At 68.4% G+C, this 16,038-nt stretch carries 16 protein-coding genes and 1 pseudogene; 5 read left to right on the forward strand and 12 right to left on the reverse strand.

Features of this window, described 5'->3' with window-relative positions; translation table 11 throughout:
* Positions 1 to 23: 23 nt before the first annotated feature.
* The 12 genes and pseudogenes from GAA2_RS07865 to GAA2_RS07915 form a co-directional block, all read right to left on the reverse strand.
* The gene (locus tag GAA2_RS07865) at positions 24 to 1,097 is read right to left on the reverse strand and encodes a phosphotransferase family protein (protein ID WP_096273717.1); all 1,074 of its coding nucleotides are present in this window, start codon (positions 1,095 to 1,097) and stop codon (positions 24 to 26) included.
* Positions 1,098 to 1,183: 86 nt separating this feature from the next.
* Positions 1,184 to 2,761 carry a helix-turn-helix domain-containing protein gene (locus tag GAA2_RS07870; protein WP_024497583.1) on the reverse strand — a complete coding sequence of 526 codons (1,578 nt, stop codon included), beginning with the start codon at positions 2,759 to 2,761 and terminating at the stop codon, positions 1,184 to 1,186.
* A 64-nt stretch (positions 2,762 to 2,825) separates the two neighbouring features.
* Positions 2,826 to 4,118: a bifunctional 3,4-dihydroxy-2-butanone-4-phosphate synthase/GTP cyclohydrolase II gene (locus GAA2_RS07875; RefSeq protein ID WP_191834876.1), complete on the reverse strand. Its 1,293-nt coding sequence runs from the start codon at positions 4,116 to 4,118 to the stop codon at positions 2,826 to 2,828.
* Positions 4,115 to 4,615, reverse strand: coding sequence for a flavin reductase family protein (locus GAA2_RS07880; RefSeq protein WP_006434444.1), 501 nt, complete (start codon positions 4,613 to 4,615; stop codon positions 4,115 to 4,117). The genes GAA2_RS07875 and GAA2_RS07880 overlap by 4 nt, the downstream gene beginning before the upstream one ends.
* Before the next feature lie 82 nt (positions 4,616 to 4,697).
* Positions 4,698 to 5,790 (reverse strand): annotated as a pseudogene (locus GAA2_RS07885) (LLM class flavin-dependent oxidoreductase).
* Positions 5,791 to 5,907: 117 nt separating this feature from the next.
* Positions 5,908 to 6,330 carry a nuclear transport factor 2 family protein gene (locus GAA2_RS07890; protein WP_024500305.1) on the reverse strand — a complete coding sequence of 141 codons (423 nt, stop codon included), beginning with the start codon at positions 6,328 to 6,330 and terminating at the stop codon, positions 5,908 to 5,910.
* 150 nt (positions 6,331 to 6,480) lie between these two features.
* A complete protein-coding gene (locus GAA2_RS07895; protein ID WP_024500306.1) occupies positions 6,481 to 7,212 on the reverse strand; it encodes an SDR family NAD(P)-dependent oxidoreductase in 732 nt (243 codons plus the stop codon).
* Positions 7,209 to 8,006 carry an alpha/beta fold hydrolase gene (locus tag GAA2_RS07900; protein ID WP_024500307.1) on the reverse strand — a complete coding sequence of 266 codons (798 nt, stop codon included), beginning with the start codon at positions 8,004 to 8,006 and terminating at the stop codon, positions 7,209 to 7,211. The genes GAA2_RS07895 and GAA2_RS07900 overlap by 4 nt, the downstream gene beginning before the upstream one ends.
* Positions 7,987 to 9,165 (reverse strand): LLM class flavin-dependent oxidoreductase, encoded by a 1,179-nt coding sequence (locus GAA2_RS07905; RefSeq protein ID WP_024500308.1) that lies wholly within the window; start codon positions 9,163 to 9,165, stop codon positions 7,987 to 7,989. Before GAA2_RS07905 ends, GAA2_RS07900 begins: the two co-directional genes overlap by 20 nt.
* Positions 9,166 to 9,175: 10 nt before the next feature.
* Positions 9,176 to 9,712, reverse strand: coding sequence for an AMP-binding enzyme (locus tag GAA2_RS23125; protein WP_024500309.1), 537 nt, complete (start codon positions 9,710 to 9,712; stop codon positions 9,176 to 9,178).
* Positions 9,676 to 10,236, reverse strand: coding sequence for an AMP-binding protein (locus tag GAA2_RS23130; protein WP_024500310.1), 561 nt, complete (start codon positions 10,234 to 10,236; stop codon positions 9,676 to 9,678). Before GAA2_RS23130 ends, GAA2_RS23125 begins: the two co-directional genes overlap by 37 nt.
* A complete protein-coding gene (locus tag GAA2_RS07915) occupies positions 10,233 to 11,255 on the reverse strand; it encodes an LLM class flavin-dependent oxidoreductase (RefSeq protein WP_024500311.1) in 1,023 nt (340 codons plus the stop codon). Before GAA2_RS07915 ends, GAA2_RS23130 begins: the two co-directional genes overlap by 4 nt.
* Before the next feature lie 227 nt (positions 11,256 to 11,482).
* Here GAA2_RS07915 and GAA2_RS07920 point away from each other — a divergent pair, with 227 nt between their 5' ends.
* Genes GAA2_RS07920 through glmS form a run of 5 tightly spaced genes read left to right on the forward strand, consistent with a single transcriptional unit; the run spans position 11,483 to position 16,029 of the window.
* Entirely contained in the window at positions 11,483 to 11,845 is a 363-nt protein-coding gene (locus GAA2_RS07920) for a hypothetical protein (RefSeq protein ID WP_191834990.1), read from the forward strand.
* On the forward strand, positions 11,842 to 12,855 hold the full coding sequence (locus tag GAA2_RS07925) for a hypothetical protein (protein WP_024500313.1): 1,014 nt from the start codon (positions 11,842 to 11,844) through the stop codon (positions 12,853 to 12,855). Before GAA2_RS07920 ends, GAA2_RS07925 begins: the two co-directional genes overlap by 4 nt.
* The gene (locus GAA2_RS07930) at positions 12,852 to 13,112 is read left to right on the forward strand and encodes a hypothetical protein (RefSeq protein WP_024500314.1); all 261 of its coding nucleotides are present in this window, start codon (positions 12,852 to 12,854) and stop codon (positions 13,110 to 13,112) included. Before GAA2_RS07925 ends, GAA2_RS07930 begins: the two co-directional genes overlap by 4 nt.
* A 10-nt stretch (positions 13,113 to 13,122) precedes the next feature.
* Entirely contained in the window at positions 13,123 to 14,112 is a 990-nt protein-coding gene (locus GAA2_RS07935; RefSeq protein ID WP_024500315.1) for a dienelactone hydrolase family protein, read from the forward strand.
* Between the two features lie 54 nt (positions 14,113 to 14,166).
* On the forward strand, positions 14,167 to 16,029 hold the full coding sequence (gene glmS, locus GAA2_RS07940) for a glutamine--fructose-6-phosphate transaminase (isomerizing) (RefSeq protein ID WP_024500316.1): 1,863 nt from the start codon (positions 14,167 to 14,169) through the stop codon (positions 16,027 to 16,029).
* The last annotated feature ends 9 nt before the right edge of the window (positions 16,030 to 16,038 follow it).

Genomic DNA, 16,038 nt, shown 5'->3' on the forward strand with positions numbered 1-16,038 from the left:
AAGCGCCGGCGATGTGCGACGGGTCAGGCGCCGGCGGTGATCCCGCGTGCGCGGACGAACAGACCGTCGGCGTAGCGGTGCAGCCGTTCACCGACGTCGCGGGGCGCCTTGCCGTCACATGACCGGGCGTAGGTGCCCTCGAGGATGATGCCGAGTTTGAAGCTCGCGAGAACGGTGTACCAGTCCAGTGCGTCGAGATCCCGGTCGGAACGCTCCGCGTAGCGGGCGACGATCGCGGACCGGCTCGGCAGGTTGCCGGCGCGTCCGAGTGCGCTCTCGTAGAGATCGGGCTGCCGCGGGTCGTCGGGCCAGATCGCCAGCAGCACACCGAGATCGAGCAGCGGATCGCCGACGGTTGCCATCTCCCAGTCGACGATGGCCGCGACCCGGGGAGCGCGGTGATCATAGAGGACGTTCGCCACGTGGTAGTCGCCGTGCAACAGTCCGGGCCGGAAGTGGCCGGGACGGTTGTCCTCGAGCCAACCGGCGATGCGATCCAGATCGGGGAATGTTCCGCCCCGATATCCCGGTGTGGCGGCGTACCGCTCGTGTTCGGCGAGCCACCGGGGCACCTGCCGTTCGAGGAAGCCGTCCGGTTTGCCGAAGTCGTCGAGGCCGATGACGGAGTGGTCGACCGCCGCCAGTCCGGCGAGTGCGTCGACGAGGGCGTAACCCATCGCCTCGCGTCCTTCCGCTGTCGCGGCGTACGGGGCCGGCAGCGCATCGGCGGCGTTGAACCCGTGCACCGGCTCCATCAGGAAGAAGGTCGCGCCGAGGACGTCGGGATCGGTGGTGCCGGCGACGAAGCGCGGGTGCGCGACCTCGGTCGAACTCAGGGCCGACAGCAGGGTCATCTCGCGGGCGATCGCGGCGTTCGACTGCGGGCGCAGGTGCCGGGGCCCGCGCCGCAGGACGTACTCACGTCCGCCGCGGCTGACGATGACCATGATGTTCTGGGTACCGCCGTGCAGCGGCCGGAGCTCGGTGGTGTCACCGGTGGGGAGGCCCTGCTCGTCCATCCACGCCGTCAGCGCTGCGATGTCCACCGGGATGGGGTCGGCGGGAGCAGGACGGTCGGGGATCGTGCTGTGGGCCATGAGACGAACCTATGGCGTGTCCGCCTCGCGGAGAACCGTCGTCGTGCTGATCTGTTGGAGGAATCTCCAACCGGCATCGACGCAGTTCACTGACCTGCGAGATCCAGGACCTGGAAGGCCATCTTCGCCGACAGCAGGCAGTCCAGCGACGTCGGATCGCGACGGGCGATCTCCTTGATCCGGCCAAGGCGGTACCGGATGGTGTTCTCGTGGACGTCCAGCGCCGACGCGGTCGCCTGCACCTTGCCGTCGGCGGCCACGAAGGCGCGCCAGGTGGCGAGGAGGGTGCCGTCGTCGTGCTGTCGTACCGGCGCGACGAAGGAGTGCGCGAAGTGCAGGGCCTCCTTGACGTGGCCGCTGGACACGATCACCCGGAACAAGCCGAGCTCGTCGAGCGTCATCACCCGCTCGTCCCAACCGAAAGACTTTGCCACCGAGCCCATCTCGCGCAGGTCGCGATGAGCGTGCGGATAGTCGACCGGCGTGCGACAGATCCCGGAGATCAGGGTCGCCCCGAGCGAGAGGTCACCGGAGAGTCGATCGCGGATCGTCGACACGTGGTCGCGGACGTGCCCGACCTCGTCGAGGTCGTCGGACTCCAGGCGGACCATCACGATGACCGCCCCGGGCAGCCGGACGGCCGGTGGCGGGGAGATCGACATCACCGACGCGAAGGTGCGCGTGACCAGGGACTGAATCGCCGACGCCGTCAGGCTGTCGGTCGCGTCGTCGACGGCGAAGCGAACGAGGACATGGGGATTGGTCAGGTCGATGCCGAACTGCGGGCCTCGTCGGACCAGGTGCTCCTTGTCGCGGCTGTTGCGCAGTAGATCGGAGAGGTAATCGTCGCGCGCCTGACCCTCGGTCTCGATCTGCCGACGCTCGGAGAGCATCTGGAGCGCCAGGACGGTGGCGCCGCGTTCGGCGATGTTGGCGTCGAGGGCCTCCAGGCTGCGGCCCACCTCGACGATGCCGAGGAAGCCGGTCTGCTTGCCCTCGATCACCATGCGGCACATGAGATGCCGACGACCGAGGCCGACGGCCAGCTGCGCGGGCACGATGGCCGACGGCGTGCTCACCGACAGTTCGGCGAGCGCCTGACGCACCGAGGCGGTGGCCCGCACCTTCTCGCTCATCACCGGGGGAGCGGTGAGCTTCAGCGCGTCCGGCGCGGACCAGGCGAGCACGTCGAACGAGTTGTTGTAGAGGACCACAGGCTTGGCTGACAGCTCCGACAGAAAGGTGAGCGGGACGCCGAGCATCGCGCGGACATCCCAGTGCGTCATCGTTCGGCGGTGGGGACGCGGGTCGTTGAGCGCGTCGGCGATGACGACGGGCGCGCGCGTGTTGATGACCTCCTGGCTGAAGAGGTCGCCGTCGAAACCGGAGACCTGCCTCTTCACGGCCTCGGTGATGTCGCCGGCCTCCTGGCAGAAGCCCGCGGCGCCGCGGTAGCTGCCGTTGGCGTGCCGCAGGTACACCGAGCACCGGGTGACGCCGAGAAGTGCGCAGAGCTTCTGGCCGACCAGGCTGAGGAGATCTTCCAGCTTCGTGTCGGTGATCGCTTCGGTCGTGATCTCGGCGAAGGCCGCGATGACCTCGCGCTCGCGGCCGGTGGCATGTGCCGATCCGGCGTCGACCCCGTGCTCCACCATGGACGTCATCCGCGCGACCTCCTCACCGACTGCTCATGATGAACCTCACAGTAGCAATGAGTGGTGAGGCGGATCATGCACCCGTCGTCCCGGTCGGCGCCTCGGCGACGGCCTCGGTGGGCAGCACGTGGCCCATCCGCTCCCTCTTCGTGCGCAGATACCGGACGTTGTGCGGGGTCGACACGGTCGGCAGTCCGACGCGTCCGAGGATCTCGAGGTCGTGCCCTCCGAGTCCGCCGTACTTCGCCGGGTTGTTGGTGATCAGGCGGACGCGGCGGATGCCCAGGTCCTTCAGGATCGCGGCGCCGGTGCCGTAGGTGCGCGAGTCCACCGGGAGTCCGAGAGCGGTGTTGGCGTCGACGGTGTCGAGCCCCTGTTCCTGGAGTGCATAAGCGCGGATCTTGTGGCCCAACCCGATGCCGCGACCCTCGTGTCCGCGCAGGTAGACGACTGCTCCGCAGCCCTCTTCCGCGATGGCTGACAGAGCTTGTTCGAGTTGTGCACCGCAGTCGCAGCGCAACGAGCCGACGATGTCGCCGGTCAGGCATTCGCTGTGTACGCGGACCAGCGCGCCCTCGGCGGTGGCACCGGCTGCGGCCACGTCGCCCATGACGAGAGCGAGATGTTCGGTGCCGTCGATGTCCGAGCGGTAGGCGACCGCGCGGAAGTCGCCGAAGAGGGTCGGCATCGCCGCGGTGGCCATCTGGTGGACGAACGAACCGGCGGCGGTCCGGTGGGCCACGAGGTCGGCGATGCGCAGCACGGGCAGTCCGTGACGTTCGGCGAACTCGAGCAGGTCGTCGCCGCGTCGCATCGTCCCGTCGTCGGCGATGATCTCGCCGATGACCCCGACCTCGCCGGCGCCGGACATGGTCACCAGATCGACGGCGGCCTCGGTGTGTCCGGCGCGGGTGAGGACCCCGCCGTCGCGCGCCTGCAGCGGGAAGACGTGCCCGGGACGGCGCAGATCGCCGGCCAGGGTGTCGTCGGAGGCGAGCGCCCGGACTGTGAGCGCGCGGTCGTGTGCCGAGACCCCGGTGCCGGCATCCCGGTGGTCGACGGTGACGGTGAAGGCGGTGCCGTGCGCGTCCCGGTTGTCCTCGACCATCTGCGGTAGCTCGAGCCGGCGGGCGCGGTCGGCGGTCATGGGCGCACAGATGATGCCGGTGGTGTGCCGGATCAGGAACGCCATCTGTTCCTCGGTGACGGAAGCCGCCGAACAGATCAGATCGCCTTCGTTCTCCCGGTCGTCGTCGTCGACCACGACCACGAAACCGCCGGCGGCGACCGCCGCTACGGCACGGGCGACCGCCTGGGTGGACGCCTCGGTCGCGATGGGGGTCGGGGTGCTGGGGATCGTGTTCACGAGGCGACCTCGAATGCTCGGTGGGTGCCGAACACCCGGTCGTGGTAGGTGAGAGGTGCTACGGGGGCGACGCCGGTTGCGGCGATGTTGCCCAGTGCGACAACATGATCGCCGCCGTCCACCAGGGATTCGGTCGTGCAGGCCAGCCAGCCGGAGGTGCCGTCGAGGCGGGGGAGTGCAGACGACTCCGACCAGACGATCCCGTCGAACTTGTCGGCGCCCTTGCGGGCGAACCGCATCGCGACGTCGGCCTGGTCGTGGGCCAGCACGTTGACGCCGAATCGACCGGTGCGACGGATGATCGCGAGGAGGTCGGAGCCGCGATCGAGGGACACCAGGACCATCGGCGGTCCCATCGACAGCGACGTGAATGCGCTGACCGTGGTGCCGTGCGGTCGCTGGTCGTCGAACGCGGTGATGACCGCTACGGGCGTGCAGACCCGGGCCATCACCTCGCGGAACTCGAGGGCCACCTGGTCGATGACGGTTTCGCTCATCGATCCTCCTGGAGATGCGTGAGAGGGTTGGAGTCGCTGCGACGCCGGAGAGTGCCGGCGCCGCAGCGACGTTCGGATGGCGTCAGACCCCGGCGGGCGTCTTGGCCTTCATCTTGTGGACCGCGGGGACGACCTTCTCGCCGAAGAGCTTCAGGCTCTGCTCGGCGGCGTCGAAGGGGAGACCGCCGAAGGCGAAGGCCGCGTTGGGCAGGAAGTCGCCGATGAGCTCGTGGCGGTAGGCGTACTTCTCGATGCACTGCTCAGGTGTGCCGTAGATGTTCGCCTCGACGTAGGCGTCGGCAGCGGCCTCCATGCCGGCCTCGCGGATCATGTCCGCGCCCGCCTGGTAGGTCTCGTAGCCCTTGGTCTCACGCCAGTGCTTGCCGGCGAAGTCGTAGTGCTTGATGACCGACAGGAAGTACCGGTTGACGTGCTCGTAGGCCAGGCGACGGGCCTCCTCCTCGTCCTCGTGACAGATGACGAAGTCCTGGATGACCGGCGGGCCGGGCTCGGTGCCCTGGGCATCGCGGAACATCTGCTTCCAGCCGTTGATGGCCTCGGCATGCTGCTCGAACGGGAACTGCATGAAGGTCATCATCTGGACACCGAGGTCGGCGACCACCGGCACCGAGTCGGGTGACATCGCGGCGGCGAAAAGCCTTCCGTCCCAAGAGGTGTTCGGATTGGGGGCGGGACGCAGCGCGATCTCCTTCTGCGGATACATCGGGCCGTCGCCGGAGACGACGCCGGTGCGCAGTCCGCGCAGCACCATCTCGGCGGCCTCGTTGAAGCGGGGGCGCGCCTCGTCCATTCGGGATTCCGAAAGCCTCGTACTCCAGCTTCGCCAGACCGCGTCCCATGCCGAGAAGCACACGCCCGCCGGACATCTGGTCCAGCATGATGGCCTTCTCCACGACGCGGAGCGGATCGTTCCACGGCAGGATCGTGGCGCCGATGCCGAGCTTGACCTTCGAGGTCCGGCCGGCGAGGTAGGACAGGATCGCGAAGTTGTCCGGGCACATCGAGTAGTCGTCGAAGTGGTGCTCCGCCGACCAGACCGAGTCGAAACCGGCCTTCTCGGCCAGTACGCCGAGCTCGAGGTCGCGCAGGAAGACCTCTTCGTCGCTCACGTTCTCGTGGTAGTTCTGGAAGACGAGAAGTACGCCGACATCCATTGCATTGACTCCTTGATCACAGGGGTTGGGGTACTGGGTATCTCGAAAGATCGGGTCTTTCGAGGGGAATGGCCGCCGGCGGCGGGATGAGGGTCGGGGACCGCCGGCGACCGGGGCTCAGCCGAGGAAGACCGCGCGGGTGTGCTCGGTGTCGAGGAATTCCTTGACCTCGTGGATCTTTCCTTCGCGGACCACGAAGACGAAGTGGTAGAGGTTGTTGTAGACCTTGCCGTTGTTCATCTCCGAGTACGACTCGGTCTCGACCGCGACGCGTTCTCCCTCGGCGGTGAAGGCGAGCGGGGTGAGGGCGATGGCACCGGTCTTGGTGGTGGAGGAGAGGCCGGCCAGCATTTCGCCGAATGCCTCTTTGTCCTTGGTCCCGGAGATGCCTTCGATCTCTCCGCCCACCCACCAGGTGGCCGTCGGCGCCAGGTAGGACAGGATGGCGTCCACGTCGCCGCGGGAGAACACCTCCATGAATTCCGCGACCAGAGCCTTGTTCTGCTGCTCCGTGCTGACGCTTGCCGTACTGGTTGACACCGATTGGCCTCCTTCTGACCGCCCCCCGGGGGGGGAAGGCGAGAAACTGTGTGCAACAACGACGTTATGGGTCGATGTGGCGTGAGTCACCCTTGCGTTTCGCGTCTCTTGTGGGTTGTCACAACCGGTGCGGGGTGTCGCGAGCCCACGTCACCGGCCACCGCCGCTGAAGGTGTTCATCAGTCCGCCGTCGACGGGCACGATGGCGCCGTACATGTAGGTGGACAACGCGACATCGACGATGACCTGCGCGATCTCCTCCGGCCGGCCGGTACGTCCGGCCGGGATGGACGAGACGACACGCGCCCGCGCCCGGTCGCTGAGTCCCGAGGTCATGTCGGTATCCACAAAACCGGGGATGACCAGGTTCACCCGGATGTCGCGTGGGGCGAGTTCCGCGGCCAGGACCTGGGTCAGACCGCTGAGACCGGCCTTGGCCGAGCCATACGCGACGTCGCCCGGGAATCCCCGGAAACCGACCACCGCACCGACATTCACGATCGACGAGCCCGGTTCGAGGATCGGGACCGTGGCCTTGCACATCTCGAAGGCGCCGGTGAGGTTGGTGGTCAGCACAAGGTCCCAGTCCTCGCGACTCAGATCGTCGACGCGTCCACCGCGGTGCACGCCGGCGACGTTGATCAGGCCGTGGGCACTGCCGTACTCCTCCTTGACCGTGGCCAGCGCGCCGGCCACCGAAGAGGAATCGGTGATGTCGGTCTTCAGTTCCAGGACCTGAGCCGGTCTGGTGAACGGCGTGGTGGACACGCCACGGGCCAGGGACACGACCGAATCGCCTCGGGCTGTGAGGTTCTCGACGACCGCCCGGCCGATGCCGCGCGATCCGCCGGTGACGATCCAGACCCGGGGTCGGGTGTTCATGACTTCAGGAAGCCGGTCAGTTCGGCGAGGTAGCGGTCCCGGTCCTCGAGGAACGGGGCGTGACCGCAGGCGTCGAACGGGACGAGACGAGCGCGCGAGTTGAGTTCGAGGACGGCCTCGGCCCCGGCGAAGGGGACGAAGGCGTCGTCGCGGCCGTGCGGGAGCAGGATCGGGATGTCGAGCCCGCCGAGTTCCTTGCGCAGGTCGGTCCGGGCGAGGTCGCGCAGTGAGTCGTCGCCGACGGGTCCCATCTCCATGAACATCCCCCAGATCCAGTCCAGGACATCGGAACTCGGGGGAGTTGCGCACACCGCCGCGGCCACCCCGCGGAAGGTGTCGGCGCGGTTGGCGGCGGCGCCGGTGAGCACACCCTCGACGTCGTCGGTGGAGCCGCCGGGCCAGTCGTCGGTCGCGGTGTAGCGCGGCGACGCACCACCGGTCAGGACCAGGCCGCCGGCACGCGAGCCGAGTGCGGCGGCGGCAGCGGTGGCGACCGCTCCGCCCAGGGACCAGCCGTTGATGACCGGGGACGACAGGCCGAGGTGTTCGACCACCTTGACCACGTCGTCGGCGAGCGCCGCGATCGTCGCATCCTCGAAGTCCTTGTCGGAGCGGCCACAGGCGCGCAGATCGACGAGGACGACCTCGTGGCCCGCGGCCTTGAGCGCGGGAGCGGTCGTGTCCCAGCAGCGGGTGTTGGCGCCCCACCCGTGGATCAGCACGATGGGACGCTCGTCCCCGCGGTGGTGCTCGAAGTAGATCCGGCGATCGTTCTCAACCGCGAGATAGCTCATGGACTTCTCCTTCTTCGTCGAACTCGATTTCGAAAAACTTGTCGGCCTGGGTGGCGGGTTCCTCGTTCCGCAGGGCGCGGGGGACCAGCGGCGGGGCGTCGGCGAAATGCGGCATGACCTGGTCGGCGAGCAGTTCCATCGACCGCACGACGTCCTCGTGTGCCATGCCGCCGAACCGCATCCAGCAGATGAGATGGTCGAGACCCGTTTCCTCGCGGAGGATCTCGATGTCGCGGATGAGCCCGTCGGGGTCGCCGACGTAGCAGACCCCGCCCTCACGCAGGCCGGTCAGTGACATCGCACCCTCCGCGGCGGCCTCTGCCAGCGCGGCGTATCGCTCGTAGCCCGCGGGTGTCGCAACGCCCTGAGGAACGGCGGACATGACGTTGTCGAAGTACCACTCGAGGCTCGGTCGTGCCCGTCGGACGGCCAGTGCGTCGTCCTCGGCGAGATGGATCTGCCAGTTCATCGGGAAGTCGAGGGACAGCGGATCGCGACCCCGATGCATCAGCGTGCGTTTGGCGCCGACGACGAACCCGTTGAGTTCGGGCAGTGTCATCAGGGTCGGCGTGACGAGCATGTTGTGGCCGTGATCGGCGACCAGGTCGAAGGTCTCGGGACTGATCGACGCCACGTAGATCGGGGGTGTCGGTCGCTGCAGTGGCGTCGGTCGGCAGTCGACGCCGTCGATGTGGAAGTGCTTGCCGTGGAACGTGTACGGCTCACCGATGGCCTTGGTCCACAGACCCGTGACGATCTGGAACGCCTCGTCGAAGACCTCGCGGCTGACGTCCTGCTTGTCGGCCACGCCCATCGCACGGAACTCGTGGGGCTGGTAGCCGCGTCCGACACCGAAGTCGAGCCGGCCACCGGAGATCACGTCGACCATCGCGAAGTCCTCGGCGATCCGGACCGGCCACGCGAGGGTCAGGTTGCTGACCGCGATCCCGATGCGCATCCGGGAGGTGCGGGACGCGATGGCGGCCGCCGCGACCTGCGGTGACGGCATCGACCCGTAGGCGCTGCCGTGGTGTTCGGCGAGCCAGACCCCCTCGAATCCGAGACGTTCGGCGATCTCGACCTGCGAGAGCATCTCCTCGTAGGCCCGCCGAAAGTCCCGGTCCGGACTCTCCAACACGTAGAACAGGCTGAACTTCACAAGGTCGACGTTAGGAATCGCCGTGCGTCACCGGAACCGGAGAATCCGCGGCGGTTGTGGGTTCCCACAAGTCGGGTGTGCCGGCGGCCCGCTCACGGAGAGTCCGTTTGTCGAGTTTTCCCACGCTGGTTCGCGGGAGATGGTCGACGATCACGATCTTCTCGGGCATCCACCAGCGCGGCACACGCTCGGCGAGCTCCGCCGCGACCTCGTCGACATCGAGGCCGTCGTCGCCGACGATGTAGGCGACCGGGCGCTCCTGCCAGCGCGGATGCGGTACGGAGACCACCGCCGCCGCGTGGACGGCCGGATGCTCGACGAGCGCCTCCTCGAGGGCCACGGAGCTGATCCACTCGCCGCCGCTCTTGATGAGGTCCTTGCTGCGGTCGACGATGGTGAGATAGCCGTGTTCGTCGATGACCCCGATGTCGCCCGTGCGCAACCAGCCGTCGTCGAACCTGTCCGGATGGTCGGCCCGGTAATAGCGGGTGGCGACCCACGGCCCGCGGATCAGGACCTCGCCACGGCTGATCCCGTCGTGGGGCATGACCCGACCGTCCTCGTCGACGAGTCGAGCGAGATCGCCGCGATCGCGGAATCGGCACCAGAGGGGTCGGCGTCGGCGTCGATCGGCACGACCGGCATGTCCGGGCGTTGCGCGCGAGCGGTGGTGAGCAGGTGTTCCAGCGTCGGGTCGGCGAAGATCATCGCATCGTCGGCGTGATCGACGATGTAGGCGATCTCGTCGGGGGCGAGTCGGACGTTGATCGTGTGCAGCACCGCGCCGGCGAGCGGCACCGCGAGATACAGCTCCAGGTGCCGACGGTGGTTCCAGGCCAGTGTGCCGACCCGGTCACCCGGACGTATGCCGCTCGCGATGAGGGCCGACGCGAGCCGCAGGACCCGGTCGGCATAGTCGCGATAGGTGTACCGGAAGACCTCGGCGCCGTCGACGTGATCGATGATCTCCTTGTCGCCGAACATGTCTCGCGCCCGGAACAGGAAGTCGGTGATCAGGAGGGGGTGCGCCGACGGCGGCGTGGGGGGTGCGGAGGATGGGCCCTGGTTCATGCAGGGACCTCCACCGACGATCGCGCGGCCAGTCGGGCTCTGACCCCGGGTACGACCGTGCCGGCGAGGAGCTCGATGCGGGCGCTGCCGCTGTCGATGGACTCGCCGGGCAGCTGTGCCCAGAAGTGCACGTCCTCGATCTGCGGGGTTGTGGTGAGTTCGTCGACGGCGGTGGCCGGGTCCCACAGGGTGAACGAGCCGGCCTCGACGAGCTGATCGGGTTCGGTGAACTGCGGGATGGGACCGAACGCGCCCATCTCGATGTACTTGTTGATCTGGTAGAGCGCGTGGGCGCCGATGCGCGACCATTCCCGCTCGGGATCGTCGGCGATGATGGTCCACTGCCCGGCAAAGATCCGGCCGTCGTCACGGGACCGGCCGAGTCTTTCGAGCGCGTCCAGGTAGGACGCGTGGTGTGCGTTCTGGGTGCCGAGGAAACCGTCACCGATGCGTGCGGCTCGTTCGATCGCCGGATCGGCCATCGCGCCGACCAGGAGGTCGGGGGTCGTCTCCGGCGTGGGCGTGACGGGCAGCGCGGGTTTGCGCAGGCGCTTGCCGTCGAATGGTTCGGCCGACCCGGACCAGCAACGACGCACGATCTCCACGCCTTCCTCGAGCAGACTCGGCCGGTTGATCAGCCGCCGTCCGAAAGCCTCGAACTCCGGCTCCCAATATCCCTGCCCGACACCGAGCGAGAAACGTCCGCCGGTCAGCAGGGACAGCGTGGCGGAGTCCTCGGCGAGCCGGATCGGGTTGTGCAGTGGCGACACGACGAGGTTGGTGCCGATCCTCATCGTCGTCGTCCGGTCGCCGATGGCGGAGGCGAGGAGGAACGGCGAGGGTGTGTAGCCGTCTTCCATGAAGTGGTGCTCGGTCAGCCAGACGGAGTCGATCCCGATCGACTCCGCCCAGACGATCTGATCGAGCGTCGCTCGATAGAAGTCGCCGAAACCGCGCGAGTTCCCGGGCGGGTTGCGGAAGTCGTACCAGAGCCCGAAGCTGACGTCCGACGTACTCATTGCATGGTCCTTTCGCCGACGGTGTGGTCGGTGTCACTCTGGGCGATGGATGTGACGACCGGAAGGGCCCATCGGCGGGGTCATTGTCGGAAATCCCAAGGTCCGCGGATGCCGGCCCGGGAGATGGAACCGGCAGCGTCCCGTGAGCGTCCAACAGATGACGTGTTCCGGGCGGAGACGGCGAGCGCGCGGGATGGGTACCATCAGGCATCGTCAGGGGGGTGGGCATGGACAGCGCGGGGTCGAACCGGATCGCCATGGACGTCGAGCAGGTGTCCGCGGTCGCGGGCTATTACCGGCGTTCGTCCCTGGTTCTGAACGCGGTGGCCGACGACCTGGCCGCGCACGACTTCGGCCGGTGGGCGCGCACCGATGCGGACCCCGGCCCGGCGTCGTCGCTGGGTCCGTCCGCCGCGACCTACGCCGAGATGAGTGCCACGCTCTCCGTCCGACTCCGAACGCAATCATGGGCTGCGGCCGTTCTCGCCGACACCCTGCGGAACTCCGCGATCATCATGGCCGCGGGCGACGCGCACGCCGCGGACGAGATCACCCGTGCGACACCGGGGTCGGGGGCGACGACGGGATGAGGCGGGGTGCGGATTCGCTGGCCACGCTGCGGAAGGACGCGCAGGACGGTACCGGGGCGCTGACCCAGTTGCTGGCGGTCGGACGGCTGATGGGTGTACCGGTTCCCGACGACGTGACGATCCGTGCGGGGCTCCGTGCGGTGGACGACTTCGACATCGCGGCGCTCGCGGCGGACAGCCGGGTGCTGGTCTCCGCTCATCGAGCCGTGTCCGATCAGCTGCATCACCTGCCCGAGCAGCGGGTCCGGCTCGACGACGGCTGGCACGGCGAGTCCGCGTCGTTCGTGATCGAGACCGTCGTCGACCATCAGCGGCGCGCGGAATCCGACCTCTATCTGCTGCACACGATCACCGACGCCACCTCTGCGGCCGCATCGGGGATCGACCGTCTGTTGCGCTCCTTCTATCTGGCCCTCGCGCGTCTGTCGGCACCGAATGCCGCGGGAACCCCACCGGCCGAGCTCCCACAGGCCGTGCTCTCCGGACGTGTCCCGCTCGATGTCGCGGTCGAGGACATCCGGTCGCGCGTGGCACTGTTCACCACCTCCGTCGACGCGACACTGCGCGGGATCGCCGGAATCCTCGACATCCTGAACCGGTCCCTCGACGGGATCGACGACGATCCCTATCCCGTCGAACCCGAGCCCGTCGAACCCGAGACCCGGCCCGTCGCGCGTGCTGCCGAGCCGGTCCGGCCCCAAGCAACTCCGACCGAGCCGCCCCTCCCGCCGACCGAGACGGTGCTACCTGTGCGCGAGTCCGACGAAGGGGACATCCCGTTCCGGTTGAGCGGCTCGTCGGCCGCGGAACCCGAAGTCGCGCAGAAGATTCGTGGGGCCGAACCGGCTGCTTTCGAGAGCAGGCCGGCGGCCGGTCCCGGACCGCAGACGCCGACACCGACCCACATCGTCGCCGACACCCGCAGCGGCCGCACATCTCCGGCCGTCGGCGGGGCGTCGAGCTCACCCGAGCGATCGACCGGAGATCTGGCCCTGGCGGGTGACCAGTGAGTCTCGCCGATCAGATCGAAGCGCTGGCGCGCTCTGCCACCGCCGAGGTCGCCGATGCCTCACACCGCTTCTCCGCGGCACAGCGCGATCTCGAGATCGCGATGACCGACCACCGGCGCACCGCCGAGCAGTCGGCGGCGCAACGGCTTCGTGCCGAACTGGAGCGCGAGGCCAACGCCGCCGACGCATTGCCCGGCATCATGCTGCCCGCCGACATGGCCGACGCCAGTCCGCATCTGCCGCCGCCGAACGCATAGGCTGTCAGCTGTGCCAGGCAAGAAGCGTCCGAAACCATCGCAGTCGCCCGCGAAGCTGATGACCGCGCTCGGCCGTCGGGGCCCGAATCGCGTTCTCCACGGCGATCTCGGGATCGTCGGTACCCGCGGCGAGGTGTTCACCCCTGCGAGCGGGGAACGACTGCCCGCCATCGCCTTCGGGCACGGCTGGCTGTCCTCGCCGAGCCGCTACCGCGACCTGTGCCAGCACTTGGCGTCGTGGGGCATCGTGGTGGCGGTCCCAGCCGGTCAGCGGGGGGTACTGGTGTCCGACGACGCGATGGCCGCGGAGCTGCGTTCGGCGTTGTCGATCGTGACCCGGGTCCGGCTGGGCTTCGGCGAGATCACCGTCGACCCGGCGAAGGTGGGCTTCGCCGGTCACGGTTTCGGGGCGTCCGCCGCCGTCATCGCTGCGTCGGAGGGCATCCTGCACGGCCAGCGGCAGCCCGACGTCCGGGGTGTGGTCGCGCTCTTCCCGGCGCCGACCACCGCCGGGCTCCTGCCCGCGGCACGTCGAGTGACCGCGCCGGGGCTCATCGTCTCCTCGATCGGCGAACTCGACACCATCGACGGCAACGCGCTACCGCTCGCGCAGGCGTATGGCGCCGACCACACATCAGACGACGAGCGCCGTGTGGTGCTGCGCACGCCGCCCGGAGCGACGTCGCGGGGCCTCGTCGAACATCGCACGATCGGCGCGCTGTGGGGGAGCAACGGGGCCGACAAGAAGACGCACGGCGCCGCGCGTGCGCTGACCACCGGATTTCTGCTCCACACGCTTACCCAGGACCCCGAGTACCAGGCGTTCTCCGATCCCGGCACCGTCCTCGGCAAAGTCCCGGCCGTTGACCTCGACGATCCGCCGGAGGTGCAGGACCGAATCGCCAAACTGCTCGGCGCCAAGGAACGCAGGCGTCGTCGCGCAGCGTCTCCGGTGCCCGCCGCGGCCCCGAACGTCGTGGTCCCCAAGACCCTGGAGTGACGCCCCCGCGCGCGAGCGCATCGTCCGCACCGCGCGCAGGTACGCTGACTAGCTATGTGTGGAATCGTCGGATACGTGGGGCGCCGCGATGCCCTGGACATCGTCGTCGAGGCATTGCGACGGATGGAGTACCGCGGGTACGACTCGGCGGGTGTCGCCATTCTCGACGGCGCCGGTAACACCGCGATCCAGAAGAAGGCGCTCCGCATGGAGAACCTGGAGAAGCAGATCGCGACCGTCGGCCGGGAGTCGCTGTCGGGGACCACGGGCATGGGGCACACCCGGTGGGCCACGCACGGCAAGCCGACCGACCGCAATGCGCATCCGCACGCGAGTGACGACGGCAAGATCGCGGTCGTCCACAACGGCATCATCGAGAACTACGCCGAGCTGCGGGCCGAGCTGGAAGAAGACGGCGTCGAGTTCGGCTCGGAAACCGACACCGAGACCGCCGTCCACCTGGTCTCCAAGTACTACGCCCTCGGCCCGACCGCCGGCGACTTCGTGGCCAGCGCCTATGCCGCGCTGCGCCGGCTCGAAGGTGCGTTCACCCTCGTGTTCACCCACGCCGACCATCCCGACACCATCGTGGCGGCACGCCGGTCGACCCCGCTCGTGGTGGGTGTCGGGCAGGGCGAGATGTTCGTCGGATCCGACGTGACTGCGTTCATCGAGCACACCCGCGAGGCCGTGGAGCTCGGCCAGGACGAGGTCGTCGTGATCACCGCCGACACCTACACGATCACCGACTTCGACCGGAATGAGCGCGCGGGCAAGCCGTTCCACATCGACTGGGATCTCGCGGCGGCCGAGAAGGGCGGCTACGACTTCTTCATGCTGAAGGAGATCGCCGAGCAGCCGCGCGCGATCGCCGACACCCTGCTCGGACACCTGCAGAACGGGCGCATCGTGCTCGACGAGCAGCGACTGACCGACGACGACCTGCGCGATGTGGACAAGGTCTTCGTCGTCGCCTGCGGTACGGCCTACCACGCCGGACTGCTGGCCAAGTACGCGATCGAGCACTGGACGCGTCTGCCTGTCGAGATCGAGCTGGCGAGCGAGTTCCGCTACCGCGACCCGGTCCTCGACCGGTCGACGCTGGTCGTGGCGATCTCCCAGTCGGGCGAAACCGCCGACACGCTCGAGGCCGTCCGGCACGCAAAGGATCAGAAGGCACGAGTCCTCGCCATCTGCAACACCAACGGTGCGCAGATCCCGCGCGAATCCGACGCGGTGCTGTACACCCACGCCGGTCCGGAGATCGGTGTCGCGTCCACCAAGTGCTTCCTCGCGCAGATCGTCGCGGCCTATCTGGTGGGTCTGGCGCTCGCGCAGGCCCGCGGCACCAAGTACGCCGACGAGGTGGCCCGCGAGTTCGCGGCCATCGAGGCGATGGCCGACTCGGTCGCCGAGGTCCTCGAGACCATGGAGCCGGTGCGCGAGCTCGCGCAGTCGCTGGCCCACCACAACACGGTGCTGTTCATCGGCCGTCACGTCGGCTACCCGGTGGCCCTCGAAGGTGCGCTCAAGCTCAAGGAGCTCGCGTACATGCACGCCGAGGGCTTCGCCGCCGGTGAACTCAAGCACGGGCCCATCGCGCTGATCGAGGACGGTCTGCCCGTCATCACCGTCATGCCGTCCGCGGACGGTCGCGCGGTGCTGCACTCGAAGATGGTCAGCAACATCCGCGAGATCCAGGCCCGCGGTGCGCGCACGATCGTCATCGCCGAATCCGACGACGCCGCCGCCCGCGCGGTCGCCGACGAGTTCATCCCGATCCCGAAGACGCCGACGCTCCTGCAGCCGCTGGTCTCCACGGTGCCGCTGCAGGTGTTCGCCGCCAGCGTCGCCCAGGCGCGCGGTTACGACGTCGACAAACCGCGCAACCTGGCCAAGTCGGTGACCGTCGAGTAGACCGGTCCC

The organism is Gordonia ajococcus (genome assembly GCF_012974285.1).
GTDB classification, from domain to species: Bacteria; Actinomycetota; Actinomycetes; order Mycobacteriales; family Mycobacteriaceae; genus Gordonia; species Gordonia amicalis.

Coding starts and splice junctions, on each gene's coding strand:
- GAA2_RS07865 (WP_096273717.1), bottom strand. CDS start 1,097: ATGGCCCACAGCACGATCCCCGACCGTCCTGCTCCCGCCGACCCCATC.
- GAA2_RS07870 (WP_024497583.1), bottom strand. CDS start 2,761: ATGACGTCCATGGTGGAGCACGGGGTCGACGCCGGATCGGCACATGCC.
- GAA2_RS07880 (WP_006434444.1), bottom strand. CDS start 4,615: ATGAGCGAAACCGTCATCGACCAGGTGGCCCTCGAGTTCCGCGAGGTG.
- GAA2_RS07895 (WP_024500306.1), bottom strand. CDS start 7,212: ATGAACACCCGACCCCGGGTCTGGATCGTCACCGGCGGATCGCGCGGC.
- GAA2_RS07900 (WP_024500307.1), bottom strand. CDS start 8,006: ATGAGCTATCTCGCGGTTGAGAACGATCGCCGGATCTACTTCGAGCAC.
- GAA2_RS23125 (WP_024500309.1), bottom strand. CDS start 9,712: ATGCCCCACGACGGGATCAGCCGTGGCGAGGTCCTGATCCGCGGGCCG.
- GAA2_RS23130 (WP_024500310.1), bottom strand. CDS start 10,236: ATGAACCAGGGCCCATCCTCCGCACCCCCCACGCCGCCGTCGGCGCAC.
- GAA2_RS07915 (WP_024500311.1), bottom strand. CDS start 11,255: ATGAGTACGTCGGACGTCAGCTTCGGGCTCTGGTACGACTTCCGCAAC.
- GAA2_RS07920 (WP_191834990.1), top strand. CDS start 11,483: ATGGACAGCGCGGGGTCGAACCGGATCGCCATGGACGTCGAGCAGGTG.
- GAA2_RS07925 (WP_024500313.1), top strand. CDS start 11,842: ATGAGGCGGGGTGCGGATTCGCTGGCCACGCTGCGGAAGGACGCGCAG.
- glmS (WP_024500316.1), top strand. CDS start 14,167: ATGTGTGGAATCGTCGGATACGTGGGGCGCCGCGATGCCCTGGACATC.